Below are 12,382 nucleotides of genomic sequence, written 5' to 3' on the forward strand. Positions count from 1 at the left end.
ATGAGAGTTCACTTTATTTTACATGAGACATTTGAGGTTCCAGGCGCATATCTAAAATGGGCTCTAGAACGAGGTCATCAAATTACATCAACAAAGGTTTATGAAAAAGAACCTCTTCCTGAAACAATTGATGGGATTGATTTTCTGATTGTCATGGGTGGTCCTCAATCACCTGATGAGGATAGAGAAAACTTCCCATACTATGATCCAAAGGCTGAGCTTGCTTTTATGAAAGAAGCGATTGCTGCAGATATTTATATTGTTGGTGTCTGTCTTGGTGCGCAACTCCTATCTGTTGCCTATGGCGCGGAGTATGAGCATAGTCCTGAGCGCGAGATTGGCGTTTATCCTGTGACATTGACGATGCAAGGTCTAACAGATCCTCATGTCAGCTTGTTCGGAGAAACCATAGAAACCGGCCACTGGCACGGTGATATGCCAGGGCTGACAGAGGATGCTGTTGTTCTTGCGACGAGTCAAGGTTGTCCACGTCAGATTATTCGCTTCAGTCCAAAACATTATGCCTTTCAGGCTCATTTGGAATTTGATCCAGACGCAGTAGAACATTTAATTACTGCGGATGGTGAGGAGAAATTAAGAGAGCAAAGTGAAAAGTTGCCTTTTGTTCAAACACCAGAAGAATTACGTGGAAACGATTATTCTGAAATGAATGCAAAACTGTATGCATTTTTAGATTCATTGGTAAACTAGGAACTACAGAAATCCAGAGTATCTGAGTTATAGTCAAACTCGGGCTAATTGTTCTGTGAAATATTTAATTTTAAAATCAAGAAAGAAAGGATGGGTAAACCGTATTTGTTGAACTGAATACGGGCGGAGAACTGCGTGAAAAAGATAAACTGTCTAGCATCTGCGATGCTTCGTCAGTTTCCTATTTTTACTTTGTTCTCTGTCGCTGTCCTAAATATACAAAAAGAAAGGTAGAGTGAGGTGTTCAGATTTGAACACGAGTGGAAAACTTGGGAAATAGATAATCTGACTGAGAAATCAGGATTTCTCGTCAGATTCCTAATTTTTAGTCGTTTTCTTGTCGCTCTTTGTATCATAAACTATGTCTATCCATATTGCTGCTAAGCAGGGTGAAATTGCTGATAAAATTCTTCTTCCAGGGGATCCTCTTCGTGCTAAATTTATTGCGGAGAACTTCCTTGAAGATGCTGTTTGTTTTAACGAAGTGCGGAACATGTTTGGTTACACTGGTACTTACAAGGGTCACCGTGTCTCTGTCATGGGAACTGGGATGGGGATGCCATCCATTTCGATTTATGCGCGCGAGTTGATTGTGGATTACGGTGTGAAGAAATTGATCCGCGTGGGAACTGCTGGTTCTTTGAATGAAGATGTCCACGTCCGTGAATTGGTTTTAGCACAGGCAGCTGCAACCAATTCAAACATCATCCGCAACGACTGGCCACAGTATGATTTCCCACAAATCGCTAGCTTTGATTTGCTTGACAAGGCCTACCATATCGCCAAAGAACTCGGTATGACCACCCACGTTGGGAACGTTTTGTCATCAGATGTCTTTTACTCAAACTACTTTGAAAAGAACATCGAACTTGGTAAATGGGGAGTTAAAGCTGTGGAAATGGAAGCAGCAGCTCTTTACTACTTGGCTGTCCAACACCACGTCGATGCACTTGCTATCATGACCATTTCTGATAGCTTGGTCAATCCAGATGAAGACACTACGGCAGAAGAACGCCAAAATACCTTCACTGATATGATGAAGGTTGGTTTGGAAACCTTGATTGCAGAGTAAAATGTAAAAGAAAATCCTGATTTCAAGTGGAATCAGGATTTTTTCATAGATGCGATTTTTTCTGGGTCTGGTGTAACGCGGAGGGTCTTTTGTCCTGTGTAGGTTACAAAGCCAGGTTTTCCACCAGTTGGTTTGTTGAGTTTTTTCACTTCAATCATATCTACCTGAACGAGATTTGACAAGCGCCCTTTGGAGAAGTAGGCAGCTAGTTCTGCCGCATCTGTCTTGACTTCGTCAGAAGGATTGAGATTTCCTGAGATGACGACATGGCTTCCAGGGATGTCCTTGGCATGGAACCAAAGTTCCTCCTTGCGGGCCATTTTAAAGGTCAATTCCTCATTTTGAAGATTGTTTCGACCGACATAGATGATAGTTTTGCCATCACTCGCCAGATACTGTTCTGGTTTTTTGCGTTTCTGGATTTTTTCACGTTGGCGTCTTCTAATGAAGCCAGTTTGGATCAATTCTTCACGTATTTCAGCGATTTCTTCTAGTCCAGCTTGGTTGAGCACAGTCTCCACGCTTTCTAGATAGAGAATGGTAGCCTTGGTTTCTTCGATTAGTTCAGTCAGGTATTTGACAGCTTCTTTAAGTTTCTGGTAACGTTTAAAATAGCGTTGAGCATTCTGACTGGGAGTTAGTGCCTTATCAAGCGCAATGGTGATAGGTTGATTGGTGTAGTAGTTGTCTAAGGTAACCTGATCTTGGTCATTAGGCACTTGGTGGAGAAAGGTTGTCAGTAATTCGCCCTTTTGGCGAAATTCCTCAGCATTGTCTGTCGCTAGTAACTCTTTTTCTTGTTTTTTAAGCTTATGTCGATTTTTCTGAAGTTCATTTTCAACACGTCGAATCAGTTCACTGGCTTGCTGTTTGACGCGATCGCGCTCTGCCTTATCTTTGTAATAGGTATCCAGAAGATCAGAGAGACTGGCAAAAGGCTCTCCTACACTGTTCGTAAAAGGAACTGGGCTGAAGGAAGTCTCTGTTAAGCATGGCTTTGTTTCTTGACTGAAAAAGTTTCGGAAAGTAGACAGTTTATCACTGACAAGAATGTTTTCCAATTCATTTGCCGTATCACGTCCCAGACCTTGAAAGAGGCTTTGAAGATTTTTTGTTGTCAGTTCTTGGGTTTGCAGAATTTCAAAGAGTTTCTCATCCTTGACAGTAAAAGGATTGAGAGATTCGGTGCTTGGCGGAGCGATATAGGTCGATCCTGGAAGTAAGGTGCGGTAGCTGTTTTGTGAAAAGCCGACGTGTTTGATGACTTCGAGGATTTTATGGCTACTTTTATCCACGAGGAGAATATTGCTGTGTTTCCCCATGATCTCGATAATCAGAGTCGCCTGTATATGATCCCCAATCTCGTTTTTATTGGAAACCGTGATCTCCACGATACGGTCGTTTTCGACTTGCTTAATCGACTCAATCACGGCACCTTGTAAATACTTCCTCAAAACCATGATAAAGGTAGAAGGTTGGGCTGGATTTTCAAAGGTCGTTTGGGTTAGCTGAATGCGTCCAAATACGGAATGAGCAGAAAGGAGCAGGCGATGACTTTGGCGATTGCTGCGGATTTGCAAGACCAACTCTTGTTCAAAAGGCTGATTGATTTTCTGGATGCGACCATTGACCAACTCGCTTCGCAATTCCTCAATCATGTGGTGTAAAAAAAATCCGTCAAATGACATCGTTCTCTCCTTGTGATTGTATTCCATAGTATTATATCAAAAAGGTAGAATAAAATCATGGAAATATGGTATAATAAAGCCAAGTAAAGAGAATCGAGAAGTACATGTATATTGAAATGGTAGATGAAACTGGTCAAGTTTCACAAGAAATCTTGCAACAAACCCAAGAGATTTTGGAATTTGCTGCCCAAAAAATAGGAAAAGAAGACAAGGAGATGGCAGTTACTTTTGTGACCAACGAGCGTAGCCACGAACTCAACCTCGAGTACCGTGATACGGATCGTCCGACAGATGTCATTAGCCTTGAGTATAAACCTGAATTGGACATCTCTTTTGATGAGGAAGATTTACTTGAAAACCCTGAATTAGCAGAAATGATGTCTGAGTTTGATGCCTATATTGGGGAACTGTTCATCTCTATCGATAAAGCGCATGAGCAGGCTGAGGAATATGACCACAGCTTTGAGCGTGAGATGGGCTTCTTGGCAGTACACGGCTTTTTACACATTAACGGCTATGATCACTACACTCCGGAAGAAGAAGCGGAGATGTTCGGTTTACAAGAAGAAATTTTAACAGCCTATGGACTCACAAGACAATAAACGAAAATGGAAGAATCGTGACCTGATTTCTAGTTTAGAATTTGCCCTGACAGGAATTCTGACTGCCATCAAGGAAGAACGCAATATGCGAAAGCATGCAGTGACGGCTCTAGTGGTCATCCTTGCAGGTTTTGTTTTTCAGGTGTCACGGATCGAATGGCTCTTTCTCCTGATGAGCATTTTCTTGGTAGTAGCCTTTGAGATTATTAACTCTGCTATTGAAAATGTGGTGGATCTAGCCAGTCACTATCACTTTTCTATGTTAGCGAAGAAAGCCAAGGACATGGCGGCTGGTGCCGTACTTGTGGTTTCTCTTCTTGCTGCGGTAATTGGTGCACTTATCTTTCTCCCACGCATTTGGGATTTATTATTTTAAACAATAAGAGGAAATTATGACATTTAAATCAGGCTTTGTAGCCATTTTAGGACGTCCCAATGTTGGGAAGTCAACCTTTTTGAATCACGTCATGGGGCAAAAGATTGCCATTATGAGTGACAAGGCGCAAACAACGCGCAATAAAATCATGGGGATTTACACCACTGATAAGGAACAAATCGTTTTTATCGACACGCCAGGGATTCATAAGCCTAAGACTGCTCTTGGAGATTTCATGGTGGAATCTGCCTACAGCACTCTTCGTGAAGTGGATACTGTTCTTTTCATGGTGCCTGCTGACGAGCCGCGTGGTAAGGGTGATGACATGATCATCGAGCGCCTGAAAGCTGCCAAGGTTCCTGTGATTCTGGTGGTGAATAAGATTGACAAGGTTCATCCAGACCAACTTCTGGCTCAAATTGATGACTTCCGTAACCAGATGGACTTTAAGGAAATTGTTCCTATCTCAGCCCTTCAGGGAAATAACGTTTCTCGTTTAATTGACATCCTCAGTGAAAATCTTGAGGAAGGTTTCCAGTATTTCCCAGCTGATCAAATCACAGACCATCCAGAGCGTTTCTTGGTTTCAGAGATGATTCGTGAGAAAGTTCTTCATTTAACTCGTGAAGAGATTCCTCACTCAGTCGCAGTAGTAGTTGACTCTATGAAGCGTGATGAGGAGACCGACAAGGTTCATATCCGGGCAACCATCATGGTCGAGCGTGATAGCCAAAAGGGTATCATCATCGGAAAAGGTGGCGCTATGCTCAAGAAAATTGGGACCATGGCCCGTCGTGATATCGAACTCATGCTAGGGGACAAGGTTTTCCTAGAAACTTGGGTCAAGGTCAAGAAAAACTGGCGTGATAAAAAGCTAGATTTGGCTGACTTTGGCTATAATGAGAAAGAATACTAAGTAGAGGTGGGCTCATGCCTGCTTCTTGTTTTTACAGAAGGAGGATTTATGCCTGAATTACCTGAGGTTGAAACGGTTCGTCGTGGCTTAGAAAAATTGATCTTGGGAAAGAAGATCTCTAGCCTAGAGATTCGTTATCCCAAGATGATTAAGACAGATTTGGAAGAGTTTCGAAAGGAAGTGCCTGGTCAAGTAATTGAGTCAATAGGACGCCGTGGCAAATATCTACTTTTTTACCTGACAGACAAGGTCTTGATTTCCCATCTGCGGATGGAGGGCAAGTATTTTTACTATCCAGACCAGGTTCCTGAACGCAAGCATGCCCATGTTTTCATTAAGTTCGAAGATGGAGGAACGCTTGTTTATGAGGACGTACGCAAGTTTGGTACCATGGAACTGCTGACACCCGACCTATTGGAAGCTTACTTTGTTTCTAGAAAACTAGGGCCTGAGCCAAAAGAGCAGGACTTTGATTTGCAGGTCTTTCAATCTGCCCTAGCCAAGTCTAAAAAGCCTATCAAATCCCATCTCCTAGACCAGACCTTGGTAGCTGGACTTGGCAATATCTATGTGGATGAAGTCCTCTGGAGAGCTCAGGTTCATCCAGCAAGACCTTCGCAAACTTTGACAGTAGACGAAACCTCAGCTATACATGACCAGACTATTGCTGTTTTGGGTCAGGCTGTTGAAAAAGGGGGCTCAACCATTCGAACCTATACCAATGCCTTTGGGCAAGACGGAACCATGCAGGACTTCCATCAGGTCTATGATAAGACTGGACAAGCATGTTCGCGCTGTGGGATAGTGATTGAGAAATTCCAGCTCGGTGGACGAGGAACTCATTTTTGTCCTCAGTGTCAAAGGAGGGACTGATGGGGAAAATCATTGGAATCACAGGAGGAATTGCCTCTGGTAAATCAACTGTGACAAATTTTTTGAGACTGAAAGGTTTTCAAGTGGTGGATGCCGACGCGGTCGTCCATAATCTACAAAAACCTGGAGGTCGTCTTTATCAGCTCTTAGCTCAGCACTTTGGGCAGGAAATTATCTTAGAAAATGGAGAACTCAATCGCCCTCTCCTGGCTAGTCTCATCTTCTCAAATCCTGAGGAGCGGGAATGGTCTAAGCAAACCCAAGGAAAGATTATTCGTGAGGAATTGGCTGCACTGAGAGACCAGTTAGCCCAGACAGAAGCGATTTTTTTCATGGATATTCCCCTGCTTTTTGAGCAAGACTATGCTTCTTGGTTTGATGAAACTTGGTTGGTCTATGTGGATCGAGATGTTCAGGTGGAACGTCTCATGAAACGGGATCATCTTTCTAAGGAAGTAGCAGAGTCTCGTTTGGCCGCCCAGTGGTCTTTAGAAGAAAAGAAAAAATTAGCGAGTCATATACTAGATAATAATGGCAGTCGTGATCAGCTTGTGAGTCAAGTAGTGAAGTTACTTGAAGGAGGCGATAGCTGTGCAAGAGATTAGTTGGAAAGAGAATCTTCGTGTCGCCTGGTTTGGTAGTTTTCTAACTGGGGCCAGTATATCCTTGGTCGTTCCTTTCATGCCGATCTTTGTGGAGCAGTTGGGAATTGAAGGGGACCAAGTTGCTTTCTATGCTGGATTAGCCATCTCAGTTTCGGCTGTTTCAGCAGCTCTAGTTTCTCCCATCTGGGGGTATTCTTGCTGACAAGCACGGTCGAAAACCCATGATGATTCGAGCAGGTCTTGCTATGACCATTACCATGGGAGGTTTGGCCTTCGTGCCAAATATCTATTGGCTACTCTTTTTGCGCTTGCTCAATGGTGTATTTACTGGTTTTGTCCCCAATGCGACAGCCTTGATCGCTAGTCAGGTACCGAAAGATAAGTCTGGAGCGGCTCTGGGGACTCTATCTACAGGTGTTGTTGCAGGAACACTGACGGGTCCCTTTGTTGGAGGCTTTATTGCTGAAATTTTTGGTATTCGCAATGTCTTTTTATTGGTAGGTGCTTTCTTATTTTTAGCTGCAATCCTAACCATTTTCTTTATCAAGGAAGATTTTCAGCCAGTGGCTAAGGAGAAGGCTATCCCAACGAAAGAAGTATTTTCTGCTTTCAAGTATCCTAGGCTTTTAGTGAATCTATTTTTGACGAGCTTCGTCATTCAATTTTCAGCTCAATCAATTGGCCCCATTCTAGCTCTCTATGTGCGGGACTTAGGGCAGACTGAAAATCTCCTATTTGTATCTGGGTTAATCGTATCCAGCATGGGATTTTCTAGCATGATGAGTGCTGGAATTCTAGGAAAACTTGGCGATAAGGTAGGGAATCATAGATTGTTAGTTGCAGCGCAGATTTATTCCGTCATCATTTACCTGCTTTGTGCCCATGCAACCAGCCCCCTTCAACTTGGCTTGTATCGTTTTCTCTTTGGTTTGGGAACGGGCGCTCTCATACCAGGTGTCAATGCCCTTCTTAGCAAAATGACTCCAAAATCAGGTATTTCACGGATTTTCGCCTTCAATCAAGTCTTTTTTTACCTTGGTGGAGTGATTGGACCTATGGCGGGATCCGCAGTTGCAGGATATTTGGGCTACCATGCTGTCTTTTATGCGACAGCAGCCTGTGTAGCTTTCAGTTGTTTATGTAACATAGTGCAATTTAGATCATTATTAAAAGTAAAGGAAATCTAGTGCGAGTAAAAATCAATCTCAAGTGCTCCTCTTGTGGCAGCATGAATTATCTAACCAGTAAGAACTCCAAAACCCATCCAGACAAGATTGAGGTGTTAAAATATTGTCCAAAGGAAAGAAAAGTAACTTTACATCTTGAATCTAAGTAGAATTTATGGTAAAATAATAGGGATTTTAAGGAGTTTGATATGTATAACCTATTATTAACCATTTTATTAGTATTATCTGTTGTGATTGTGATTGCGATTTTCATGCAACCAACTAAGAACCAATCCAGCAATGTATTTGATGCCAGCTCAGGTGATTTGTTTGAACGTAGTAAAGCGCGTGGTTTTGAAGCTGTGATGCAACGTTTGACAGGTATTTTAGTCTTTTTCTGGCTAGCCATTGCCTTAGCATTGACAGTATTATCAAGTAGATAAGAAATGGGCAGGACTAGGTCTTTGCCTATTTTTATTTTTATACTCTTCAAAAATCAAATTCAAACCACGTCAGCGTCGGCTTGTCGTACTCCAGTACTGCCTGCGCCTAGCTTTCTAGTTTGCTCTTTGATTTTTATTGAGTATTAAATGATGTTTGAGAAGGTTTTACAGTAAAAGAAAATTAAAAAATCTAGAAAGAAAACATGAAAGATAAAATTAAAGAATATTTGCAAGAGAAGGGGCGAGTGACGGTAAATGACCTGGCTCAGGCTCTCGGAAAGGATGGGTCCAAGGATTTCCGTGAGTTGATTAAAACCCTGTCTCTGATGGAAAGAAAGCACCAGATTCGTTTTGAAGATGATGGTAGTTTATGTCTGGACCAAAAGAAGAAACATGAAATTACCCTCAAAGGGATTTTTCATGCCCATAAAAACAGCTTTGGCTTTGTCAGTCTAGAAGGCGAAGAGGACGACCTTTTTGTAGGAAAAAATGATGTCAACTACGCTATTGATGGCGATACCGTTGAAGTGGTCATAAAGAAAGTCGCTGACCGTAACAAGGGAACTGCTGCAGAAGCAAAAGTTATCGATATCCTAGAGCACAGCCTGACAACAGTTGTCGGCCAAATCGTTCTGAATCAGGAAAAGCCCAAGTATGCGGGCTACATCCGTTCAAAGAATCAGAAAATCAGCCAACCGATTTATGTGAAGAAACCGGCTATCAAGTTGGAAGGTACTGAAGTTCTCAAAGTCTTTATCGACAAATACCCAAGTAAGAAACATGATTTCTTTGTCGCTAGTGTGCTAGACGTGGTGGGGCACTTGACTGATGCTGGGATAGACGTTCTTGAAGTCTTGGAATCCATGGATATTGTTTCAGAATTTCCAGAAGCTGTTCTCAAGGAAGCAGAAAGTGTACCAGCAGCTCCGTCTCAAAAGGATATGGAAGGTCGTCTGGACCTGAGAGATGAAATCACCTTTACCATTGACGGTGCGGATGCCAAGGACTTGGACGACGCAGTTCACATCAAGCCTTTAAAAAATGGCAATATCGAACTCGGTGTTCACATCGCGGATGTTTCCTACTATGTGACAGAGGGTTCTGCACTTGATAAGGAAGCCCTTAACCGCGCGACTTCTGTCTACGTGACAGACCGTGTGGTCCCAATGCTTCCAGAGCGTCTGTCAAATGGTATCTGCTCCCTCAATCCTCAAGTCGATCGCTTGACCCAGTCTGCCATTATGGAAATTGATAAACACGGTCGTGTGGTTAATTACACCATTACCCAAACTGTTATCAAGACTAGTTTTCGTATGACCTATAGCGCTGTCAATGATATCTTAGCAGGTGACGAGGAAAAAAGACAAGAGTTTAAGAAAATTGTTCCTAGTATCGAGCTTATGGCCAAGCTTCATGAAAGGCTAGAAAGCATGCGTGTGAAACGTGGTGCCCTTAATTTTGATACCAGCGAAGCAAAGATTCTGGTGGATAAAAAAGGTAAGCCTGTTGATATCGTTCTTCGTCAGCGTGGTGTTGCTGAGCGGATGATCGAGTCCTTCATGTTGATTGCTAATGAAACGGTTGCCGAGCACTTTAGCAAGCTGGACCTACCTTTTATCTATCGGATTCACGAGGAGCCCAAGGCTGAAAAAGTTCAGAAGTTTATTGATTATGCTTCGAGCTTTGGCTTGCGAATTTATGGAACTGCCAGTGAAATTAGCCAGGAGGCGCTTCAAGATATCATGCGTGCTGTTGAGGGGGAACCCTATGCGGATGTATTGTCCATGATGCTTCTCCGATCCATGCAACAAGCTCGCTATTCAGAGCACAATCACGGTCACTATGGTCTTGCTGCAGACTATTACACTCACTTTACCAGCCCTATTCGCCGTTATCCAGACCTCCTTGTCCATCGAATGATTCGGGATTACGGTCGTTCTAAGGAAATGGCCGAGCATTTTGAACAAGTGATTCCAGAGATTGCAACCCAGTCTTCTAACCGTGAGCGTCGTGCCATCGAGGCAGAGCGTGAAGTCGAAGCCATGAAAAAGGCTGAGTACATGGAAGAATACGTGGGTGAAGAGTACGATGCGGTTGTATCCAGCATTGTCAAGTTCGGTCTCTTTGTCGAATTGCCAAATACAGTTGAAGGCCTGATTCACATTACCAATTTGCCTGAATTTTATCATTTTAATGAACGGGATTTGACTCTTCGTGGGAAAAAATCAGGCATAACCTTCCGTGTAGGACAGCAAATTCGCATTCGAGTTGAAAGAGCCGATAAGATGACAGGAGAGATTGATTTCTCTTTCGTACCTAGTGAGTTTGATGTCATTGAAAAAGGCTTGAAGCAAGCTGGTCGCAAAGACAGGGGTCGTGGTTCAAGTCGTCGTTCGGATAAGAAGGAAGACAAGAGAAAATCAGGGCGCTCAAATGATAAGCACAAGCATTCACAAAAAGACAAGAAGAAAAAGGGCAAGAAACCTTTTTACAAAGAAGTAGCTAAGAAAGGAGCCAAGCATGGCAAAGGGCGAGGGAAAGGTCGTCGCACAAAATAAAAAGGCGCACCACGACTATACAATCGTAGATACGCTAGAGGCAGGAATGGTCCTGACCGGAACTGAAATTAAGAGCGTTCGAGCTGCTCGAATCAATCTCAAGGACGGCTTTGCCCAAGTAAAAAATGGGGAAGTCTGGCTGAGCAATGTTCATATCGCTCCTTACGAAGAGGGTAATATCTGGAACCAGGAACCAGAACGCCGTCGTAAACTCCTGCTCCATAAGAAGCAAATTCAAAAATTGGAACAAGAGACCAAAGGGACAGGAATGACCCTTGTTCCCCTCAAAGTCTATCTCAAAGATGGCTATGCCAAGCTTCTTTTAGGACTTGCTAAAGGGAAACATGACTATGACAAACGGGAGTCAATCAAGCGTCGTGAACAAAACCGCGACATCGCGCGTGTGATGAAAGCTGTCAACCAGCGTTAAGAAGAGGAAGTAAAATGGAAAAATTAATTGCCTATAAACGGATGCCCTTGTGGAATAAACAGACCATGCCTGAAGCAGTTCAGCAAAAGCACAATACCAAAGTCGGCACTTGGGGAAAAATTACTGTCTTGAAGGGGGCACTCAAGTTTATTGAGTTGACAGAAGATGGTGAGGTTCTAGCTGAGCATCTCTTTGAGGCGGGAGCAGACAATCCCATGGCGCAACCGCAAGCCTGGCACCGAGTAGAGGCTGCAACAGACGATGTAGAATGGTACTTGGAATTTTATTGTAAACCTGAGGATTATTTCCCTAAGAAATACCAGACCAATCCAGTCCATTCAGAGGTCCTAGAGGCTATGCAGACGGTGAAACCAGGAAGAGCCTTGGATTTGGGTTGTGGTCAAGGACGTAACTCTCTCTTTCTTGCACAGAATGGTTTTGATGTGACAGCTGTGGATCAAAATGAATTGTCGCTTGAGATCTTGCAAAGCATCGTAGAGCAAGAGGATCTAGACATGCCTGTCGGACTTTATGATATCAATTCAGCCAGCATTAGCCAAGACTATGATTTCATCGTATCGACAGTTGTTCTGATGTTCCTACAAGCGGACCGCATTCCAGCTATTATCCAAAATATGCAGGAGCACACCACGGTCGGTGGTTACAATCTTATCGTCTGTGCCATGGATACAGAGGATTATCCTTGCTCGGTTAATTTCCCATTCACTTTTAAAGAAGGGGAGTTGGCGGACTACTACAAGGATTGGGAATTGGTCAAGTATAATGAAAACCCAGGACATCTGCACCGTCGTGATGAAAATGGTAATCGCATTCAACTACGCTTTGCGACTATGTTAGCCAAAAAAGTCAAGTAAATCAAACCTATACTAGCGAATAGAGACCACTTTGCAAAGTTTCTATTCGTTTTTGTTTGCGTTGGTT

The 12,382-nt window shown here is 43.1% G+C and carries 13 protein-coding genes and 1 pseudogene; 13 read left to right on the plus strand and 1 reads right to left on the minus strand.

Annotation, left to right across the window (positions count from 1 at the left end; genetic code table 11):
• Entirely contained in the window at positions 1-711 is a 711-nt protein-coding gene (locus SORDD25_RS00180; protein WP_061852186.1) for a type 1 glutamine amidotransferase, read from the plus strand.
• Between the two features lie 361 nt (positions 712-1,072).
• On the plus strand, positions 1,073-1,783 hold the full coding sequence (gene deoD / locus SORDD25_RS00185) for a purine-nucleoside phosphorylase (RefSeq protein ID WP_061852187.1): 711 nt from the start codon (positions 1,073-1,075) through the stop codon (positions 1,781-1,783).
• A gap of 32 nt (positions 1,784-1,815) precedes the next feature.
• On the opposite strand, the gene pavA is transcribed toward deoD, so the two are convergent.
• Positions 1,816-3,471, minus strand: a complete 1,656-nt coding sequence (gene pavA, locus SORDD25_RS00190) for an Rqc2 family fibronectin-binding protein PavA (RefSeq protein ID WP_061852188.1) — start codon at positions 3,469-3,471, stop codon at positions 1,816-1,818.
• A gap of 104 nt (positions 3,472-3,575) precedes the next feature.
• Between pavA and ybeY the strand changes: the two genes are divergently transcribed.
• The 11 genes and pseudogenes from ybeY (at position 3,576) to tehB (ending at position 12,315) form a co-directional block, all read left to right on the plus strand.
• Entirely contained in the window at positions 3,576-4,073 is a 498-nt protein-coding gene (gene ybeY / locus SORDD25_RS00195) for an rRNA maturation RNase YbeY (RefSeq protein ID WP_061852189.1), read from the plus strand.
• On the plus strand, positions 4,054-4,449 hold the full coding sequence (locus SORDD25_RS00200) for a diacylglycerol kinase family protein (RefSeq protein ID WP_061852190.1): 396 nt from the start codon (positions 4,054-4,056) through the stop codon (positions 4,447-4,449). Before ybeY ends, SORDD25_RS00200 begins: the two co-directional genes overlap by 20 nt.
• Before the next feature lie 16 nt (positions 4,450-4,465).
• Positions 4,466-5,365 (plus strand): GTPase Era, encoded by a 900-nt coding sequence (gene era / locus SORDD25_RS00205; RefSeq protein ID WP_000143274.1) that lies wholly within the window; start codon positions 4,466-4,468, stop codon positions 5,363-5,365.
• A 48-nt stretch (positions 5,366-5,413) separates the two neighbouring features.
• Positions 5,414-6,238: a DNA-formamidopyrimidine glycosylase gene (gene mutM, locus SORDD25_RS00210; RefSeq protein ID WP_061852191.1), complete on the plus strand. Its 825-nt coding sequence runs from the start codon at positions 5,414-5,416 to the stop codon at positions 6,236-6,238.
• A complete protein-coding gene (coaE, locus tag SORDD25_RS00215; RefSeq protein WP_061852192.1) occupies positions 6,238-6,843 on the plus strand; it encodes a dephospho-CoA kinase in 606 nt (201 codons plus the stop codon). The genes mutM and coaE overlap by 1 nt, the downstream gene beginning before the upstream one ends.
• A pseudogene (gene pmrA, locus SORDD25_RS00220) lies at positions 6,830-8,030 on the plus strand (multidrug efflux MFS transporter PmrA). The gene coaE and the pseudogene pmrA overlap by 14 nt, the downstream one beginning before the upstream one ends.
• Entirely contained in the window at positions 8,030-8,179 is a 150-nt protein-coding gene (rpmG, locus tag SORDD25_RS00225) for a 50S ribosomal protein L33 (RefSeq protein ID WP_007519517.1), read from the plus strand. The pseudogene pmrA and the gene rpmG overlap by 1 nt, the downstream one beginning before the upstream one ends.
• A gap of 39 nt (positions 8,180-8,218) precedes the next feature.
• Positions 8,219-8,452, plus strand: a complete 234-nt coding sequence (gene secG / locus SORDD25_RS00230) for a preprotein translocase subunit SecG (RefSeq protein ID WP_000282517.1) — start codon at positions 8,219-8,221, stop codon at positions 8,450-8,452.
• Between the two features lie 203 nt (positions 8,453-8,655).
• The gene (gene rnr, locus SORDD25_RS00235) at positions 8,656-11,010 is read left to right on the plus strand and encodes a ribonuclease R (protein WP_061852193.1); all 2,355 of its coding nucleotides are present in this window, start codon (positions 8,656-8,658) and stop codon (positions 11,008-11,010) included.
• Positions 10,973-11,440 carry an SsrA-binding protein SmpB gene (gene smpB / locus SORDD25_RS00240; protein WP_001051743.1) on the plus strand — a complete coding sequence of 156 codons (468 nt, stop codon included), beginning with the start codon at positions 10,973-10,975 and terminating at the stop codon, positions 11,438-11,440. The genes rnr and smpB overlap by 38 nt, the downstream gene beginning before the upstream one ends.
• 14 nt (positions 11,441-11,454) lie before the next feature.
• Positions 11,455-12,315, plus strand: coding sequence for an SAM-dependent methyltransferase TehB (tehB, locus tag SORDD25_RS00245; RefSeq protein ID WP_000413061.1), 861 nt, complete (start codon positions 11,455-11,457; stop codon positions 12,313-12,315).
• Positions 12,316-12,382: the final 67 nt, after the last annotated feature.

The sequence above is a fragment of the Streptococcus oralis genome (assembly GCF_001579525.1).
GTDB lineage: Bacteria > Bacillota > Bacilli > Lactobacillales > Streptococcaceae > Streptococcus > Streptococcus oralis_M.